The following is an 18,479-nucleotide window of genomic DNA, read 5'->3' as shown; positions in this document are numbered from 1 at the left end:
CCGCCCACAAGGCGGTGAGAGGATGCGTCAGCCGTTTACAGCGAGCCTTCCATGTCGTCACGCAGAAGTTACTTGATTCGCCGTGTGCTGCACGGCTTGATGGCGCTGTTCATCATCGCCACGATGCTCTTCTTCCTGTTCCGCCTGGGCCTGCCCGACCCCACCGCCGCCTTGATCACCGAGGGGCTGAGTCCCGACGAGCGCGAGCGCATTCGCGCCAGCTTCGGTCTCGACCGGCCGATCTGGGAGCAGTATTTCCTCTATCTCGGCAACATTCTTCAGGGCGATTTCGGCTACTCCTTCCACTACCGGGCGCCGGTTGCCGACATCATCTGGGAGCGGCTCGGCAACACCATGGTGCTGATGCTGCCGGCCATCGTGCTGGCCTACGCCGTGGGTGTGCCACTGGGGGCCTGGCTCTCCTGGCGTCGCGGCAGCCGTACCGACACCACCGGGATCTTCGTCGGCCTGATGTTCCGCTCGGCGCCGATGTTCTGGACCGGCATGATCGCCATCCTCGTATTCGGCATCGCGCTGGGCTGGCTGCCCACCAGCGGCATGCGCACGCTGCCCTACGAGGCCAGCGGCTTCTTCGACAAGATATTCACCCTCGATTTCCTGCACCACCTGATCCTGCCGGCGCTGGTGGTGGCGCTCTACTATCTCGGCTCGCCGCTATTGATCATGCGCAACACCATGCTCGAGGTTTACGGCGAGGATTTCATCGAAATGGCCCGCGCCAAGGGGTTGCCGGAGCGGCGCATCCTCTATGCCCACGCGGCGCGCAATGCGCTGCTGCCGGTGGTGACCCAACTGGCGGTTACCGTGGGACTGGCCGCCGGTGGCCAGGTGGTGGTGGAAGTGGTGTTCTCCTGGCCGGGCCTTGGCCGCGAGATCCTCAACTCGGTGCGCACCTCGGACTTCCCCCTTGCCCAGGCCAGCTTCCTGGTGATGGCGGCCTTCGTGGTAACGCTCAACCTGCTGGTGGATATCCTCTACACCTTGCTTGACCCGAGGGTGAGCTTCAAATGATCGGATCCCGCATACTCAAGAGCGCGCAGGAACCGCTGCGCGCGATGATCGGCGATCGCCTCTCCCTGGTCGGAGTCGTGGTGCTGTTGTCGATCATTTGCATGGCGCTGTTCGCGCCCTTTCTTTCCACCCATGAGCCACTGGCGGTGAACGAGCGCGAAGAGGGCTCGCTGCTGGCGCGCAGCGTCGACGGCGAGCTCACGCGCTGGGTGCAGCTGCCCGCGCTCGGCGAGCGTACCCTCAACGCGGCGGATTATCGCAACGGCGTCGGCCTGGCCGTGGGGCGTGACGGCGCCACCTGGCGCTATCTCGAAGGCGAGTGGCAGGAGCTCGACGCCCCGCTGCCGACGAGCCTGATCGATGTCGCCATCGGCCCCGGCGCTGCCGCGCTTGCCGTTGGCCTGGGCGGAAGCGTAGCGCTGCTCGACGATGCCGCCAGCGGTAGTGACTGGCAGCTACTGGAGGCGCCGGTTTCGGTAGCGCTGACCGGCGTGGCCTGGCTGGACGACACCACCGCACTGCTGGTCGGGGTCGACGAGACGATTCTGCGCCTGGATACCGCCAACGGTGAATTCGAAGCGCTGGAGAGCCCCCTGGGGCGCGGCATGACGCTCAGCTCGGTGGCGGTGGACGCGGACGGCAGCGCCTGGATGGTGGGCGAACGCGGCCTTACCCTGCGCCTCGACCCGGGCGACGACAGTCTGGCGCTTGAACGTCTGCCTACCAACCGTGACCTGAATCACATTCACCTGGCCGCCAGCGGCCACGGCCTGATCGTCGGCGAGCGGGGCACTCTGCTGGCGCGCAGCGCCGTGGGCGAGCGCTGGGAGAGCCAGGACTCACCGGACTCCCGCGCCATGCGTGCCGGCTGGGTCACCGACGAAGGCCACGCCTTCGCCGTGGGTCGCAGCGGCATCGTGTTCGAGCGCGAGGCGGACGAATGGCGCCTGGTACCCAGCGAAGAGGAACGCCACCTGCGTACCCTGATGGTCACCGACGATGGCTACTTCGCCCTGGGGTCGGATCGCTTCGTCAATCGCCTGGCGCCGCCTTCCGGCGAGCACTGGTTCGGCACCGACCACCTCGGTCGTGATCTCTACAGCCAGAACGTGCACGGTTCGCGCATTGCGCTGCTGGTGGGTTTCATCGGCGCCGCCCTGGTGGTGCTGATCGGGGCCAACGTGGGCCTGATCGCCGGCTACTTCCGCGGCCGCACCGAGACCGTGCTGATGCGTACCGTCGACGTGATGTACGGCATTCCCTTCGAGCCCTTCGCGCTGATCCTGGTGCTGCTGTTCGAGCCGAGTCTATTGATCGTGATACTCGCCGTGTCGCTGCTCACCTGGCGTACCGTGGCGCGGCTGATCCGTTCCCAGGTACTCAGCCTGCGCGAGCGTCCCTTCGTCAAGGCGGCGCGGGTGGCGGGCGCCTCGGACCTGCGCATCATGTACCTGCACATCTTCCCCAACGTGATGCCGCTGGTGTTCCTCGAGCTTGCCATCATCGTCGGTGTGTCGATCATCGCCGAGGCGACGCTATCCTTCCTCGGCTTGGGGCCGCCCCAATCGATCTCCTGGGGCGGCATTTTGCATAACGCACGGCTTTCCGGCGCCTGGCGCGACGCTTGGTGGTGGAACCTGCCGCCGGGGCTGTTCATCATGATCACGGTGCTCTCCGTGTTCTTCATCTCCCGCTCGCTGGAGCTGGTCGCCAATCCACGACTGAGGGCACGCCGATGACCGATCAACGACTGCTGAAGGTCGAGGACCTGGCCATTCACTACCGCACCGGGGCGGGGGCGGTCCAGGCCGTGGACGGCATCCACTTCGACCTGCGACCCGGGGAGGCGCTGGGGCTGGTGGGCGAGTCGGGCTGCGGCAAGACCACCGCGGCCAAGGCCATGCTGCGGCTGTTGCCACCCAACGGAGAGGTCCCCCGCGGACGCATCGACTTCGACGGGCGCGATCTGGCGGCGCTCGACGAAGAGAGCATGCGTAAGGTGCGCTGGAAAGAGATCGCCTGGATCTCCCAGGCGGCAATGAATGCGCTGGACCCGGTCTATACCGTGGGCGACCAGATCCTCGAGGCAATGAACGCCCACATCAAGATCGACCGCAAAGCCGCCTGGGCCCACGCCGAGGAGTTGTTTCGTGCGGTGGGCATCGATCCGGGCCGGCTTTCCGCCTATCCCCACGAGATGAGCGGCGGCATGAAGCAGCGTGCGGTCATCGCCATGGCCCTGGCACTGGACCCCAAGCTGATCATTGCCGACGAACCCACCACGGCGCTCGATGTCGTGACCCAGGCGCAGATCCTGGCGCGGCTCTCCAAGCTGCGCCGTGAACGCGGCATGGGGCTGCTGTTCATCACCCATGACATCTCGGTGGTAGTGCAGACCTGCGACCGGGTGGCGGTGATGTACGGCGGCCACATCATGGAGACGGGACCGGTCAGGGAAGTGTTCGGCACGCCCTTCCATCCCTATACCATGGGCTTGACCAACGCCTTCCCGACCCTGGAAGGGGCCCAGCGCGAGCTGATCTCGATACCGGGCAGCCCGCCGGACCTGCTCAATCCACCGTCGGGCTGTCGTTTTGCCGAGCGCTGCCCCTTCGCCACCGAGCGCTGCGTGCGCGAGACGCCGCCGCTGCATGCGGTGAGCCCGGACCGTCAGTCGGCCTGCCACTACCCGGATCAAGCCGAGGCCTTTCGCCTGAAGGCGGCGCTGAACGAGACCTGGGCGATAGTCGGCGAGCGCCTCAACGAAGCGGTGCAGGGTGCCGGCACCCTCGAGCCTGCCACGGCGGATACCCCGCTGCTGCTCGAAGTGGAGGGTCTCAAGAAACACTTCCCGGTGGAGCAGGGCTTCCTCGATGGCCTGCGCGGCAGGAACAAGGATCGTAAGGTCCATGCCGTCGATGGCATCTCCTTCGACCTGCGCGAGGGCGAAATCCTCGGGCTGGCCGGCGAGTCGGGCTCGGGCAAGACCACCACCGGTGAGATGTTGGTGCGCCTGCTCGACATCACCGAGGGGGAAATTCGCTTCGAGGGTGCCGACATCGCCAGGCTCAGCGGCAGCGAACTGAAGACGTTTCGTCGCCGGGCGCAGATGATCTTCCAGGATCCCTACCAGACGCTCAATCCACGTTTCACCATCTACGACATCGTGGCCGAGCCGCTGATCATCCATCGTCTGGCAGAAGGGGAGGCATTGAAAGCCCGGGTGGTGGAAACGTTGGAGCGGGCCGGGCTCAAGCCGGCCGAGGTGTATGCCGAGAGATTCCCGCATGAGCTTTCCGGCGGGCAGCGCCAGCGAGTCGCCATTGCCCGGGCCATCGTGCTGGAGCCGCGCTTCATCGTCGCCGACGAGCCGGTGTCGATGCTCGACGTCTCGATTCGTGCCGGCGTACTCAACCTGATGCACCGCTTTCGCAACGAGCTGGGCATTTCCTTCGTCTATGTCAGCCACGATCTGCCGACCATCCGCTACGTGGCGGATCGCACGGCGATCATGTACCTTGGCGAGATCGTCGAGGTGGGGCCCACCGAGCAGGTGGTGCGTGAGCGCAAGCACCCCTACACCCAGCTGTTGCTGGCGGCGAGCCCCGAGCCGGACCCCTCGGTGGTCAAGCCGCCGCTGGAAAGTGCCGGCGAGATACCCAGCGCGGTGGAGCCGCCCAACGGCTGCCATTTCCACACCCGCTGCCCCAGGGCCATGCCTCACTGTGGCTGGGAGGGGCGCGACGTGGTCACCGCCATGAGCGAGTGGCGTATTGCCGGCAACGAACTGGAACATCTGGGCCGTGCGGAGGTGGCCGGGCTCGACGTACACCTGCAGGTACGTGGCGGGAATGTCGATGCTGCGGAGCGAGAGCTCGACGCCTTGATGAGAGCCAAGCACCCGTCACTGGCCGAGGCAGGCGGCGTGGAGCGCCGAGAGGGGCAATTGAGCGTGCGCTTCGAGGCTCAGGCTTCGCCTCAGCGACGGCCTATAGCCGCTGAGCACTCGGTGGCGTGCTATCTCTACGAATAGCAGTGGAAGAGGTGACAAAAAGGCGCACGGTTTCACCGTGCGCCTTTCGCGCGGCTAGCGGCGGCGGACGTAGAGCCCCACCATGCACATGAAGACCCCCACCACCGATAGCAGCATGCCCCCGTTGACCAGCCAGGGCTGCCGCTCGACCCAGGGCACGAAGGGCTGGGGGCTGCTGCGGCAGGTGCCGGCAAGATAGTCCCAGGAGCCGCCCTGCACCAGGGTGCACTCCCGGACCTGGCTGAATTCCCAGAAATAGATCCCCATCAGCACCAGAATGGGCAATATCAACAGCAGTAGGCCGAGTCTCAGCATTGGTACTCCGTCGAGGCAGCGGGATAGCGGCTACGCCACGCTCTCATGGGCGCTGGCAGTTGGGCGTACGTCCCGCTTGCCGAGCTTGTTCATAGCGAGCCAGGGCACCCTCCATTTCGGACTGCAGCACCTGGGTGCGCTCACCGTGGCTGGGGTGAGTCGACATCCAGGCCGGGGGGCGGGCACCGCCTTCGGCGCTCATGTTGTCCCACAGGTCGAGGCTGGCCCGCGGGTCGAACCCGGCATCGGCCATCAGCCGGACCCCGATGACATCGGCTTCGGTTTCATGGCGGCGGGAGAAGGGCAGCATGATGCCGTACTGGGCGCCCAGACCCAGCGCCCCCATCAGCTGCTGACCGCCGGCACCCTGCATGCCGGCTGCGGATGACAGTACCGAGAGTGCCAGTTGGGTCGAGGTCTGCGTGGAGACTCGCTCGTTGGCATGGCGCGCCAGCACATGGCCGATTTCATGGCCCACCACGGCGGCTACCTGGTCCTGGTTGCGGGCGACCCGCAGCAGGCCGGTGTTGATGCCCATATAGCCACCGGGCAGGGCGAAGGCGTTGGCCTGCTCCGATTCGAACACGCGGATCTGCCAGTCCTGGTCGCGTTCGCGCTCCGGCAGTACGGCGATCAGCGCATTGGCGATGCACTGGGCATAGCGCTGCTCCGCCTGGCCGGCGGGGGGCAGATCCTGCTGGTACTGGTCGAATGCCTCGCGGCCCATCTGGTTGAGCTGGGCATCCGACATCAGCGTGAGCTGCTGGCGGCCGGTGGGCGAGGTAGCACAGGCGGTAAGGGTCAAGGCCAGGGTGGCCACGGCAACAAAACGAAACCAGCGCATTATCGATTCCTCATTCGTACAGGTCCCTTGAGACTCTGGACGGCAGTGACGGTTCGCCACAAGATACCCCGATCCGCCTCAAGGTCAACCGCAAACCGTGGAACTTCCAAGGAGATGCCAATGGATGCCGAGCTGAGCAAACGCCTCAGTCGCCTGCTGGATCATGTGGAGCACTGGCTGCCACCTGCCCCGCAGGAGGTCGACTGGAACCGCGACGTGGCCGCGCTGTGGCAGCGCCATGTATTGGGTGGGCGGCTGCTGCCGGTGCCGCCTCGCGACGCTCTTAGCCTCGACGACCTGCTGGGCATCGAGCGCCAGAAGCTGGCGTTGGTCGACAATACCCGCGCCTTTCTGCAAGGGCTGCCAGCCAATCACGCCCTGCTTTGGGGCTCACGCGGGAGCGGAAAATCTTCGCTGATCCGGGCTCTGCTCAACAGCCTGGCCGAGGAGGGGCTGCGCCTGGTGCAGGTCGATCGTCATGACCTGGCCGGGCTTCCGCTGCTGGTGGAGCACTTGCGCGGCCAGCCGCATCGCTTCGTGGTCTACTGTGACGACCTCTCGTTCGAGGGCCACGACGATGCCTACAAGGCGCTCAAGAGCGTGCTGGACGGCGCACTGACCGGGCCGCCGCCCAACGTGCTGCTCTACGCCACGTCCAACAGGCGCCATCTGCTGCCCGAATCCATGGCCGACAATGAGGGGTCGCGCCTGGTAGGGGAGGAGCTGCACCACGGCGATGCGGTCGAAGAGAAGATCTCCCTTTCCGACCGCTTCGGCCTGTGGCTCGGTTTCTATCCCTTCAGCCAGGATACCTATCTCGAAGCCTGCTGCCACTGGGTCAGCCAGTTGGGCAGCGCCAAGGACTGGAACGGCGATGCCCGCGCCGAAGCGATTCGCTATGCCACCCTGCGCGGCGGTCGCAGTGGCCGGGGCGCCTGGCAATTTGCCTGCCAGTGGGTGGGACGCCGCCGTCTCGCCGAGGGGGCGGGCAACCCGCCGCCCTAGCGCGCCAGCGTTCGCCATCAGGCCATGACCAGCAGTGCCGTCGTCACGGCGGCACCGCTGGCGAAGTACCAGAAACGACCCTGACGTTCCTCGGGTAGTTCTTCCTTCAGTACGTTGAGTATCAGACCGCCCGCCACGAAGGCGTACAAGGCGGCAATGACCTGCTCGTTCACTTCATGTGTCAGGCCAACACCCCAGCCGGCGAGTACCGCTGCCGTCAGCACCCACCTGCCCTTGTCCAGATAGACCTTGCGGTGGTGCTGTACCAGGCCGTAGTCGTTGACCAGGAAGTGAAAGCCCATGGCCAGATAGAAGAACAGCAGCTCGGGAAAAAGCGTCTCCTGATAGGCCAGGAGATAACCGATCAGGCTATTGTAGAGTCCGAACGAGCCGATATGCAGCCAAAAGACGCCGGCCTCGGCAGCCGTTGGCGCTCGCGACTCCTCCTGGTGCTGCGAGGGCTGCGAATGACGCTTGGCCAGGCGCTCCAAGCCATAGAAGGCCGACAGGCCGATCAGCGCCACCACATAGGCGTTGTACTCGATCCACAGCAGCGCGCCCTGATCACTGAAGGCTTGGTGTGCCTGGTGAAGGCCGGGAAAGATGTAGACGAAGACGTAGGCGACGGAAACGCCGCCTGCGAAGGAGAGCCAGGCTCGATGCGGTAAAAGCTGCTGGTAGTGAATGCGGGCGGCGAAGAGGTGCACGAGCGCCAGGCCGATAATGAACATGAGCTCCAGCAGCATTTGAGGGTCCCTCCCTGGACTCCCGTTCTCGGCTCAGCGCTGCGGCGTCAGCTCGCCATTCTCGCCGACGGCGAAGCGCAGGGTCGGCGTCCATAGGCCGGCGGGCAGGGTCACGCCCAGGCCGCGAAGACTGCCCGGGGTAATGGCGAGTTCGCTGCCCGCGGGCAGCTCACCCTGACTGGCAAGCTGTGTTGCCAGTTCCACCATGGGGCCCAGGCGCCGCCGGTCGGTAGCCAGTACGTCGAAGGCCACCGGCAGGCGCAGACGCGCATCGTCGCCCGAGGTCAGCGTCACGTCCTGCTGGTAGTTACCGCTGACCGGTTCGGCGCCCGGCACGTCCAGGGTCCAGCGGAAGCCTGACATCTCCACTGCCGGCATACCCGCCGGCAGCGACAGCCCCATTGCCAGGGTGGCCTGCACAGGCAAGCTGCCCATGCCGAGGCTCGAGGCGATCAGCGAAGCGACATCGCTGGTATCGAGTCCGGCCTGGATCGAGTAGGGGCCTATGCGGACCTCTTCCACGCCCAGCGAGGTCACGGCCAGGCGGAAGGCGAACAGGCCGGTCTGGGGGATGGCCAGACAGCCAGCAAGCAGCAGGGACAGACTCAATGGCGCCAGCAGGCGCCAACGGCGACGCGACAGCATGAACGACAGCATGCGACTCAGGAACATCGGTTCCTCCTGTGGATGACACAGCTCAGACGAAGGTTTGGTAGCAGGGTAGACCAGGATGGCCTTTTCGGGGTGACGACGGCCCGACCGGGTGGTCGGGCGTCGCGATCAGCGGCGTTTGTTGCGAGCGTCGCGGGTACGCCCCAGTTCACGCTGCTTGGCTTTCTCTCGGTCGCTGGCACCCGCCAGCGGGTCGAACGGGTTGTTGCCGGAGCGGAACTCGAAGCGAATCGGCGTGCCGCGAACCTTGAGTACCTTGCGAAACGTATTGATCAAAAAGCGCTTGTAGGCTTCCGGCAGCGCTTCGGTCTGGTTGCCGTGGACCACGATGATCGGCGGGTTGCTGCCGCCCTGGTGGGCCATGCGCAGCTTGATCCGCCGCCCGTGCACCAGCGGGGGTGGGTGCTGGCTGACGGCATCCTGCAGCAGGGTGGTGAGCCGGTTGGTCGACCAGTGGCTGTTGGCCGAGGCGAAGGCGCGCTCGATGGAGGGGTAGAGATCGCCCACGGCGGTGCCGTGCAGCGCCGAGATGAAGTGCAGCTCGGCGTAGTCGGCGAAGCCGAGGCGTCGCTTGATGTCGGCGCGCATCTTCTCCTTGGCCTCATGCTCGAGGCCATCCCACTTGTTCACTGCCAGTACCAGGGCGCGGCCGGTCGTCAATACGTAGTCGAGCAGATGCAGGTCCTGTTCCACCAGGCCGCTGCGTCCATCGAGCACCATGATGGCGACATGACACTCCTTGATCGCATCGAGTGTCTTGATGATCGAGAACTTTTCGGCGATCTCGCTGACGTTCTTGCGACGCCGCACGCCGGCGGTATCGATCAGCACATAGGGTTTGCCGCGTCGCTCGAAGGGAATCTCGATGGCATCGCGGGTGGTGCCTGCTTCGTCGAAGACGACTACCCGCTCCTCGCCGAGGAGGCGGTTGACCAGCGTCGATTTGCCGACGTTGGGACGACCGATGACGCCGATGCGAATCCCCTTGGTGCCGGTGTCCGCCGGGATGCTGAGGTCGCGCTCGGGGAAGGGCTGGAGCACTTCCTCGATCAGATTGGTGACGTTGCGCCCGTGGGCGGCGGCGATGGGATGAGGATCGCCCAGCCCCAGCTGCCAGAAGTCGGCCATGGCCGAGTGTTCTTCCAGACCGTCGGTCTTGTTGACCACCAGCCAGGTCTTCTTCTGGTTGACCCGCAGGTGGTTGGCAATGGCCTCATCGGCCACCTGCAAGCCGGCTCGGGCGTCCACCATGAACAGTACGATGTCGGCTTCGTCGATGGCGGCCAGAGACTGCTCGGCCATGGCGGCATCGATACCCTCTTCGTCACCGCTGATGCCGCCGGTATCGATCACCGTGTAGGCCTTGTCGCCGAGCATGCCGTTGCCGTACTTGCGGTCGCGAGTAAGGCCCGGAAAGTCCGCCACCAGGGCGTCTCGGCTGCGGGTCAGACGGTTGAACAGGGTCGACTTGCCCACGTTGGGGCGACCGACCAGGGCGATCACGGGTGTCATCGTCTAATGTCCAGGGCTTCCAGGCGTCCGTTGTTGGTCAACACATAGATGCGGCGGAAATCGGTGACCGGACGCACGCTGATACCGGAGCTGTCGACTCGCGTGCGGGCGCTGAAGCGGCCGTTCTGGACGTCGATCAGATGCAGGTAGCCCTCGAAGTCGCCCACCACCAGGTTGCCATCGGAAAACGCCGGGGCCGTCAGCCAGCGGCCTTCGAGGTCGCGGTTGCGCCACACTTCTTCGCCGGTGCGGGCGTCGAATGCGGTGACGTGGCTGGCTTCATTGACGGTGAACAGACGCTCGCCCACCAGTACCGGCGTAAGGTGGCTGGAGTGCTCGCGTTCCCACAGCATTTCGCCACTGGTGGCATCGAGCGCCACCAGCCGGCCATTGTAGCTGGAGACGAACAGGCGGCCGTCAGGGGTCAGAACGGGTTGTCCGCCCAGGTCCACCATGCGATCGATCTCGCTGCGTCCGCGAGGAACGGCGATACGGCGCTCCCACAGCGGCTGCCCGCTGCGGTTGTCCAGGGTGGCTAGGCGGCCGTTGGCAAAGCCGGCAAACGTCACCTGGTCGATGACCGAGGGGGTACCGGTACCGCGCAGCGTGAGGGACGGTTCGTTGGTCGTGTGGACCCAACGCTCCTGGCCGGTGCGACGATCCAGAGCGGTGATGGCGCCATCCACGCTCTGCACCACCAGCAGCTGCTGGTTGGGCTGGGGAGCCGCGAGCACCTCGCTGGGAACGCGCGAGCGCCAGGCGACCTGCCCGTCGCTCTGGTTCACGGCCAGGACTTCGCCGTTGCGTGTGCCCAGATAGACCTGCCCCGCCGCAGCTGTCAGGCCACTGGAAACCCCGACATCGAGATCGGTCTGCCAGCGACGCTCTCCGCTCTGGGCGTCTACCGCCATTAGCCGGCCGCGCTCGTCGGCGGCAAAGATCACACCGCCATCAAGAGAGGGCGAAATGGGGTAGACGGCACGGCCAAGGCCCTGGCCGACACGCTGACGCCAGTCGGTGGAGAGCTCTGCGCTGGCCTCGAAGCGCTGAAGCTCCTTGGGGCTGTAGCGCGGTTCCGCCTTGTTGGCACAGCCGGCCAGTGTTCCCAGGGCCAGAATCGCCATCAGGGTAAGCGCGGATTTACGAGCGAAGGTCGTTTTCATAGCGTGGCCTCTTCGGCACCCAGGTCGTCGAGCTTCAGCTGGACGCCATAGATCGGCTGATTACGTTGTTCGGCGACGGCAAGTGCTTCCTGCCAGGCCTGGCGAGCTTCATCGGTGCGGCCCAGGTTGAACAGGGCATCGCCGCGCACGTCGGCCTGCTGGGCAGCCAGGGCGGCCGGAACATCGCGCGCCAGGGTATCGAGAGCGGCTTCGGCATCGTCGCCGGCCACCTGCAGCCTGGCCAGGCGCAGCCTCGCCAGGCCCTGTACGTAGTCGCGTCGGCTGCTCTCGATGACGCCTTCCAGCACCTGACGGGCTTCGTCCAGATTCCCCTCCTCGACGGCCAGCCGGGCATCGATCAGCCGAGCCAGGTCGGCATAGAGGGTGCGGCCGTGGTTATCGGTGATCTCGGCGACCAGGCTACGTGCCTCGGCGACTTCACCGCTGTCGGTCAGGTTGACCAGATGCTGATAGCGCATTGAAGCCGATACCGCCTGGTTCTCCTGATGGTTCTGCCAGGCGTTCCATCCCACCACCCCGGCAACCGCGATGGCGACGCCGGCGATCAGCGCCATGCCGTTCTCTTTCCACCAGCGCTTGATGGCTTCCAGCTGCTCTTCTTCGGTTCTCAGCTCCGCCACGGGCGGTCTCCTTGTCACAGCAATATGCGGTTCGGTCAGGCGCGCTCGTCGCTCGCCAGGTTGCCGAGGGTATCGATCAGCTCGGCCTGTGCCAGGCTCAGCTGTTCGCGCTCCTCGCGCAGAAACTTGAGGGTTGCACGGCCTTCGGCGATTTCGTTTTCGCCCAGCAGCAGCGCCAGTCGGGCGCCGCTCCTGTCGGCCTTCTTGATACGGCTCTTGAAGCTGCCGCCACCACAGTGCAGCTGCAGACGCAGCGCGGGCAGCTCGCTGCGCAGCCTTTCGGCAAGCAGCATCGCCTGGGCAGTGGCGCCATCATCCATGGGCAGCACGTAGAGGTCCAGCTCGCCCAGGGCTGCGCCGGGAACCAACTCCAGGGTTTCGAGCAGCAGGATCAGGCGCTCGATACCCATCGCGAAACCCACCGCCGGTGTCGGCTTGCCGCCGAGCTGTTCGACCAGACCGTCGTAGCGGCCGCCGGCACATACGGTGCCCTGGCTGCCGAGCGCCGTCGTGGTCCACTCGAAAACGGTGCGCCCATAGTAGTCGAGGCCGCGTACCAGGCGTGGATTGATCACGTAGTCGATGCCGGCGGCCTGGAGCAGGGCCGTCAGGCCGTCGAAATGCTCGCGGGAGGCGTCGTCGAGATGATCCATCAGCTTGGGCGCATCGGCCAGCATCGGCGCCATATCCGGGTTCTTGGAGTCGAGGATGCGCAGCGGGTTGCTGGTGAGACGACGCAGGGAGTCCTCGTCGAGCAGGTCGCGGTGCTGCTCGAAGTAGGCCACCAGCTTGTCGCGATAGGCAGCGCGTGCTTCGCTGGAGCCCAACGAATTGAGCTCCAGCGTGACGTGATCGCTGAGGCCCAGCTCCCGCCAGAGGCGGGCGGAGAGCAGGATCACCTCGGCATCGATGTCCGGTCCATCAAGGCCGAAGGCTTCCACGCCGACCTGGTGGAACTGGCGATAGCGCCCCTTCTGCGGGCGCTCATGGCGGAACATCGCCCCCTTGTACCACAGCCGCTGGGTCTGGTTGTGCAGCAGGCCGTGCTCCATGGCGGCACGTACGCAGCTCGCCGTACCCTCGGGGCGCAGGGTCAGGCTGTCGCCATTGCGATCCTCGAAGGTATACATCTCCTTCTCGACGATATCGGTGACTTCGCCGATGGAGCGGGCGAACAGCGCCGTCTGCTCGACGATGGGCGTGCGAATCTCGGCGTAGCCGTAGCGCTGCGTCAGGCGCTGAACCGTCTCTTCGAAGTACTGCCACAGGGCGGACTGATCCGGCAGCAGGTCGTTCATGCCGCGGATGGCCTGGATCTTCTTCTTGGTGCTTTCGGGCTTGCTCAACGATGGCTCCTTGATGGTCGAGACGGATCATGCCCCACGGGCGATCACGTCCTTCTCGGCCTGTTCCTTCTCGCGAACCTTGTCGCGGATCAAACGTTCCAGGTCGTCGACCAGATGCTCATTGGTCAATTTGACGGCGGGCTTGCCGTCGATGTAGATCAGGTTGTTGGGGGTGCCACCGGTCAGGCCGATATCGCTCTCCTTGGCTTCTCCGGGACCGTTCACCACACAGCCGATCACCGAGACATCGAGCGGCGTCATGATGTCTTCCAGGCGCTCTTCCAGGGCGTTCATGGTGCCGATCACGTCGAAGTTCTGGCGTGAGCAGCTGGGGCAGGCGATGAAGTTGATGCCCTTGCTGCGCAGGCGCAAGCTCTTGAGCATGTCGTAGCCGACCTTGATCTCCTCCACCGGGTCGGCGGCAAGCGAGACGCGAATGGTATCGCCGATACCGTCCATCAGCAGCATGCCGAGGCCGATCGACGACTTGACGGTGCCCGAGCGCAGCCCGCCGGCTTCGGTGATGCCCAGGTGCAGCGGTTGCTCGATCAGCTTGGCCAGCTGTCGATAGGCGGCCACGGCCATGAACACGTCGCTGGCCTTTACGCTGACCTTGTACTCCTGGAAATCGAGGCGCTCGAGGTGGTCGATATGGCGCATGGCCGACTCCACCAGCGCCTCCGGCGTCGGTTCGCCGTACTTGCGCTGCAGCTCCTTCTCCAGCGAACCGGCGTTGACGCCGATGCGGATCGGAATGCCGTTGTCACGGGCGGCGGAAACCACGGCGCGTACGCGGTCTTCCTTGCCGATGTTGCCGGGATTGATGCGCAGACAGTCGACGCCGAGCTCGGCGACACGCAGGGCGATCTTGTAATCGAAGTGGATGTCGGCCACCAGCGGCACGTTGACCTGCTGCTTGATGCGGCCAAAGGCTTCGGCGGCGTCCATGCACGGTACCGAGACGCGCACGATGTCCGCACCGGCATTTTCCAGGCCCTGGATCTGGGCCACGGTAGCAGCCACGTCCAGCGTGTCGGTGTTGGTCATGCTCTGGACCGAGATGGGGGCATCGCCCCCGACCGGCACCTTGCCGACGTGAATCTGGCGCGACTTGCGGCGCACGATGGGCGATGGCGAATGCATGATCGTCACTCTCCCAGGGTGAAGCGGGCTACGTTGTTGGCCCCCGCACGAGTGCGCAGGTCGACCGGCTCGCCGGCCCAGATCAGCTCGACACCGGTAGCGTTACCGATGGTCAGGCGAAACGGCGGCTCTCCTTCGACGCTGGCCGTGGTGCCGGGTTCCTGAAGGCCGACGAAAACGCGGCTATTGGTGGCATCGAAAATTTCGGTCCAGGACTGCTCGTTGAAGGTCAGCTGCAGCATGGTGCGGTCGGCCGGCGCCGCCACTTCAGCCACTTCCGGTTCTTCCTCGGTGACGATGTCCTGGGCGGCGGCCTCTTCGGCGATGGCTTCGTCGGTGGTGGCGGTTTCGCCAGTCTGCGCCAACAGCGCCTGGGCGCCCGTCGGATCGACTTCACCGAGCGCCATGTCGGCCTCGCCGTCGATGGGATCGACACCCTCGACCGGGACCGGCGGCAGCGCCTCTTCCACTTCGGGACGCGGCTCCTCCTCGATGGTTGTGGTGCCGTCGAGCGTTTCGACCGAAACCGGCTCGCTGTCATCGACATCCGGCGGCTGGTTGCCGTCGCGGCTTTGCCACCACACCAGGGTCAGGCCGATCAGGCCGGCGATCACCAGCAGGGTAACGATCTTGAACAGCCAGGCGCCGAGGCGGGATGGCGGCTTGGTGACCTGCACCGGTGTGACTCGCTGTTCGGTTTCCTGCGTGGCATAGCGTTCCGCATATGCCTGCAGCACGGGTCGATCGTCGATGCCCAGCAGGCGGGCATAGGCGCGCAGATAGCCACGACGATAGGCGGCTACCGGCACCTGCTCGTAGTTGTCATCTTCCATTCCGATGACGACGGCAGGGCGCAGATTCAGTGCCGTTGCGACCTCTTCACGGGACAGGCCTTGCGTTTCACGCTCTCGGCGAAGCATCTCTCCGGGAGAAGCCGGAGACCCGAGGCTGCCGGCATCGATATCGTGGTTATCGCTCATGGCTGAGCATCCTTCGTCTTGGAATCATTGATCAAGGTGCGTCACGCTGGGCGTCAGGTCCGGGTGTGACGGTCATGTTCGGGGCGCTGCCGGCGATCTGCTGGGCCAGCGCCTGAGCCGCCGGGGTCATACCGGCTAGCCCCACGAAAATCTCCAGCTGCTGTCTGGCGCGGTCGGGGTTGCCCTGGTCCAGCTCCAGTTCAGCCAGAGTGAAATAGCTCCTGGGATTGCGCGGCTCGAGATTGCGGGCGCGCTCCAGGCTGCGGCGTGCCTTGTCGATCTCGCCGAGTTCCCAGTGACACTGCCCCAGATTGGCAAAGAGCTGAGCCCGGTTGGCATAGCGCGTGTCCTGAGACGCCGCCTCGAGCTGATCGCAGGCGCGTCTTGTCTGGCCCTGCTCATAAAGGAAGACGGCGTAATTGTTGCGCGTACGGCTATTGTTCGGCGAGGCATTGATGGCTCGTTGGAACATTTCCTCGGCCTGCTGCCGCTCGCCTTGCCGCTGGTAAACGATGGCCATGGCCTGCAGTGCTTCGGGCTCGTTGGGGGCAATGTCCAGGGCTCGATTGAGTGCCGTCATGGCGCGCGGCAGGTTGCCTCGCTCCAGGTAGGCCATGCCCAGATCGGTAAACGCTTCGGCCGGGTCCATGTCGCTCTGCTGCTCGGGCTGGGCAGCGCAGCCGGAAAGCCACGACAAGACGACCACCATGGCTACCAGCGGCATGCGTCGGCTTGGCAGATTGGGGAAGCGCGTCATGGCATCCTCATGGTCGGGCCTGGTGGGCGGTGCGTGTACCTTCACCCGAACGGCACTGGCCAGGGGCGAAAAAAGCCTGTCCATCAAAGCGCCGTGACGAGTTGAAGTCAAGGCGGCCCCCGTTCAATCGGCGTCGATCTGAATCGAGCGAATATATCGCTCGTGACGCCGGGTGCGGTCCTTCACTCGGCCCACCAACTGGCCACAGGCGGCATCGATGTCGTCGCCGCGAGTGCTGCGAATGGGCGCCGTGTAGCCCAGTTCATAGAGCCACTGCTGAAAGCGCACCACCTGATTGCGCGACGGCTTCTCATAACCCGAATGGGGGAATGGATTGAACGGTATCAGGTTGATCTTGCAGGGCAGCTCGCGCAGTAGCTCGGCCAGCTGTTGGGCGTGCTCCTGCTGATCGTTGATGTCCTTGATCACCGTGTACTCGATGGTGACCATCCGCGTGTCGTCACACTTGGCCAGATAGCGGTGACAGGCATCGAGCAGCGTGCGGATATTGTATTTGCGATTGAGCGGTACCAGTTCGCTGCGCAGCTCATCGGTGGCGGCGTGCAGCGAAATGGCAAGGCTCACGTCGAGCTCGTCGCCAAGCTTGTCGAGCATCGGTACCACACCCGATGTGGACAGGGTGACGCGGCGCTTGGAGAGCCCGTAGCCGTTATCGTCGAGCATCAGCTTCATTGCCGGCACGACGTTGTCGTAATTCATCAGCGGCTCGCCCATGCCCATCATCACCACGTTGGTCACCGGGCGGTTGGCGGTATCCTTGCGCGGGCCCACGCTGCGCTGAGCGACCCACACCTGGCCGATGATTTCAGCGGCGGTAAGATTGCGCTGAAAACCCTGCTTGCCGGTGGAGCAGAAGCTGCAGTCGAGCGAGCAGCCCACCTGGGACGATACGCAGAGAGTGCGACGCTTGCCGTTGTCGGCCGGAATCAGCACCGTCTCCACATAGCTGCCATCTTCCACCTCCAGCACCCATTTGCGGGTACCGTCGCTGGACGTGCCTTCATAGACCACTCCGGGGCCGCGAATCTCGGCCACCTCGGCGAGCCGCTGGCGCAGCGCCTTGGAGAGATTGGTCATGGACTCGAAGTCGTCGCAGCCGTCGTGATGGATCCACTTCATCACCTGGGCGGCGCGGAACTTCTTCTCGCCGATGGAAAGGAAGAAGGCTTCCATCTCCTCACGGGTCATGCCGAGCAGATTGGTACGTTGGATGGCGGTAGCGGTCATGGCATCACGTAGGTCGGGTCAGGATGAGAGCGGGGACGGCACCCCGCTCGCAGAGATCCCTTAGCGCGGGCAGATCTCGTCAGCACTGAAGAAATAAGCCACTTCACGCTCGGCGGAAGCCGGCGAGTCGGAGCCGTGCACGGCGTTGGCGTCGATGGTTTCGGCGAAGTCGGCGCGGATGGTGCCGGGAGCGGCTTCCTTGGGGTTGGTGGCCCCCATCAGCTCACGGTTCTTGGCAATGGCATCATCGCCTTCCAGCACCTGGACGACCACCGGGCCCGAGGTCATGAAGCCGACCAGATCCTTGAAGAAGGGGCGCTCCTTGTGCTCGGCGTAGAAGCCGCCGGCCTTGTCGTCGGACAGCTGAAGCATCTTGGCGGCAACGACCTTGAGGCCGGCTTTCTCGAAGCGGGAGATGATTTCGCCGATGGCGTTCTTGGCGACGGCGTCGGGCTTGATGATGGACAGAGTGCGTTCGGTTGCCATGGGGGCCTCTTCGTTGATGTGGTGGAAGGGTGATGCGAATGGTACGGCGCCACGCCGCACCTGCTCACGGTGGAGTCGGTACGGCGCGGCGCTATGGGATTCTGATGCGTCGCTGTCGCTAGCCCCGGGTCTGTACCGTGGCGGCATCAGCATCAATGGGCGCAGAGTATACCGCCGCGGGCGGGCGTTGAACAATCGTCGTCCATGCCCGAGCGCCTGTCATTCAGACGGTGAAGCTCTCGCCGCAGCCGCATTGATCCTTGACGTTGGGGTTATTGAAGCGAAAAAAACGATTCAATCCCTCCGAGACATAGTCGACTTCGCTGCCATCGAGCATTTCCAAGGCTTCGGGAGCGACGAAGACCGTGGCGCCATGCGCCTCGAACACAGCGTCGTCATTGGCGGCTTCGTCGGCGAAATCGAGCACGTAGCTGTAGCCGGAGCAGCCGCTGGGCTTGACCGTGACCCGCAGGCCCAGGCCTTGTCCACGCTCCTCCAGCACACGCTGGATTTGCTCGGCGGCGGAGGTAGTAATCGAAAGGTGCGCCATGTGCGT

The 18,479-nt window shown here is 64.9% G+C and carries 18 protein-coding genes; 4 read left to right on the top strand and 14 right to left on the bottom strand.

The features are described 5' to 3' along the window. Positions 1–51 precede the first annotated feature (51 nt). From AC2VNO_RS11040 to AC2VNO_RS11030, 3 genes are read left to right on the top strand one after another with little or no spacing between them, the layout of a single operon-like run. The gene (locus AC2VNO_RS11040; RefSeq protein ID WP_228575248.1) at positions 52–1,032 is read left to right on the top strand and encodes an ABC transporter permease; all 981 of its coding nucleotides are present in this window, start codon (positions 52–54) and stop codon (positions 1,030–1,032) included. Beyond that, positions 1,029–2,771, top strand: coding sequence for an ABC transporter permease subunit (locus tag AC2VNO_RS11035; protein WP_486934173.1), 1,743 nt, complete (start codon positions 1,029–1,031; stop codon positions 2,769–2,771). Before AC2VNO_RS11040 ends, AC2VNO_RS11035 begins: the two co-directional genes overlap by 4 nt. Further along, entirely contained in the window at positions 2,768–5,065 is a 2,298-nt protein-coding gene (locus tag AC2VNO_RS11030; RefSeq protein WP_486934172.1) for a dipeptide ABC transporter ATP-binding protein, read from the top strand. The genes AC2VNO_RS11035 and AC2VNO_RS11030 overlap by 4 nt, the downstream gene beginning before the upstream one ends. A 54-nt stretch (positions 5,066–5,119) precedes the next feature. On the opposite strand, the gene AC2VNO_RS11025 is transcribed toward AC2VNO_RS11030, so the two are convergent. Together AC2VNO_RS11025 and AC2VNO_RS11020 are read right to left on the bottom strand one after the other, a co-directional pair. Then, entirely contained in the window at positions 5,120–5,380 is a 261-nt protein-coding gene (locus AC2VNO_RS11025; RefSeq protein ID WP_486934171.1) for a hypothetical protein, read from the bottom strand. Positions 5,381–5,423: 43 nt separating this feature from the next. Next, positions 5,424–6,224 (bottom strand): M48 family metallopeptidase, encoded by an 801-nt coding sequence (locus tag AC2VNO_RS11020; RefSeq protein WP_228575256.1) that lies wholly within the window; start codon positions 6,222–6,224, stop codon positions 5,424–5,426. 120 nt (positions 6,225–6,344) lie between these two features. On the opposite strand from AC2VNO_RS11020, the gene AC2VNO_RS11015 reads away from it, so the two are divergent. After that, positions 6,345–7,229, top strand: coding sequence for an ATP-binding protein (locus tag AC2VNO_RS11015; RefSeq protein ID WP_486934170.1), 885 nt, complete (start codon positions 6,345–6,347; stop codon positions 7,227–7,229). A gap of 17 nt (positions 7,230–7,246) precedes the next feature. On the opposite strand, the gene AC2VNO_RS11010 is transcribed toward AC2VNO_RS11015, so the two are convergent. The 12 genes from AC2VNO_RS11010 to AC2VNO_RS10955 all read right to left on the bottom strand — a co-directional run bounded on the left by AC2VNO_RS11010 (position 7,247) and on the right by AC2VNO_RS10955 (position 18,473). Continuing rightward, positions 7,247–7,975 carry a hypothetical protein gene (locus AC2VNO_RS11010; RefSeq protein ID WP_486934169.1) on the bottom strand — a complete coding sequence of 243 codons (729 nt, stop codon included), beginning with the start codon at positions 7,973–7,975 and terminating at the stop codon, positions 7,247–7,249. A gap of 33 nt (positions 7,976–8,008) precedes the next feature. Next, positions 8,009–8,647 (bottom strand): hypothetical protein, encoded by a 639-nt coding sequence (locus AC2VNO_RS11005; protein ID WP_486934168.1) that lies wholly within the window; start codon positions 8,645–8,647, stop codon positions 8,009–8,011. A gap of 108 nt (positions 8,648–8,755) precedes the next feature. Next, complete coding sequence (gene der, locus AC2VNO_RS11000; protein ID WP_228575264.1) at positions 8,756–10,159, bottom strand: ribosome biogenesis GTPase Der; 1,404 nt, start codon at positions 10,157–10,159, stop codon at positions 8,756–8,758. Next, complete coding sequence (gene bamB / locus AC2VNO_RS10995; RefSeq protein ID WP_486934167.1) at positions 10,156–11,322, bottom strand: outer membrane protein assembly factor BamB; 1,167 nt, start codon at positions 11,320–11,322, stop codon at positions 10,156–10,158. Before bamB ends, der begins: the two co-directional genes overlap by 4 nt. Then, a complete protein-coding gene (locus tag AC2VNO_RS10990; RefSeq protein ID WP_486934166.1) occupies positions 11,319–11,963 on the bottom strand; it encodes a YfgM family protein in 645 nt (214 codons plus the stop codon). The genes bamB and AC2VNO_RS10990 overlap by 4 nt, the downstream gene beginning before the upstream one ends. A 35-nt stretch (positions 11,964–11,998) precedes the next feature. After that, on the bottom strand, positions 11,999–13,309 hold the full coding sequence (hisS, locus tag AC2VNO_RS10985; protein WP_486934165.1) for a histidine--tRNA ligase: 1,311 nt from the start codon (positions 13,307–13,309) through the stop codon (positions 11,999–12,001). Positions 13,310–13,336: 27 nt separating this feature from the next. Beyond that, positions 13,337–14,452: a flavodoxin-dependent (E)-4-hydroxy-3-methylbut-2-enyl-diphosphate synthase gene (ispG, locus tag AC2VNO_RS10980; protein ID WP_486934164.1), complete on the bottom strand. Its 1,116-nt coding sequence runs from the start codon at positions 14,450–14,452 to the stop codon at positions 13,337–13,339. 5 nt (positions 14,453–14,457) lie between these two features. Beyond that, positions 14,458–15,432 (bottom strand): RodZ domain-containing protein, encoded by a 975-nt coding sequence (locus AC2VNO_RS10975; RefSeq protein ID WP_486934163.1) that lies wholly within the window; start codon positions 15,430–15,432, stop codon positions 14,458–14,460. A gap of 31 nt (positions 15,433–15,463) precedes the next feature. Continuing rightward, on the bottom strand, positions 15,464–16,273 hold the full coding sequence (gene pilW, locus AC2VNO_RS10970; RefSeq protein WP_486934162.1) for a type IV pilus biogenesis/stability protein PilW: 810 nt from the start codon (positions 16,271–16,273) through the stop codon (positions 15,464–15,466). Between the two features lie 39 nt (positions 16,274–16,312). After that, positions 16,313–17,437, bottom strand: coding sequence for a dual-specificity RNA methyltransferase RlmN (rlmN, locus tag AC2VNO_RS10965; protein ID WP_228575278.1), 1,125 nt, complete (start codon positions 17,435–17,437; stop codon positions 16,313–16,315). Between the two features lie 60 nt (positions 17,438–17,497). Then, complete coding sequence (gene ndk / locus AC2VNO_RS10960; protein ID WP_228575280.1) at positions 17,498–17,923, bottom strand: nucleoside-diphosphate kinase; 426 nt, start codon at positions 17,921–17,923, stop codon at positions 17,498–17,500. A 223-nt stretch (positions 17,924–18,146) separates the two neighbouring features. Then, on the bottom strand, positions 18,147–18,473 hold the full coding sequence (locus AC2VNO_RS10955) for a HesB/IscA family protein (protein ID WP_228575282.1): 327 nt from the start codon (positions 18,471–18,473) through the stop codon (positions 18,147–18,149). Positions 18,474–18,479 lie beyond the last annotated feature (6 nt).

This window comes from Halomonas sp. TH-94 (assembly GCF_057473365.1).
This window is presented reverse-complemented; position numbering and strand designations above follow the sequence as displayed.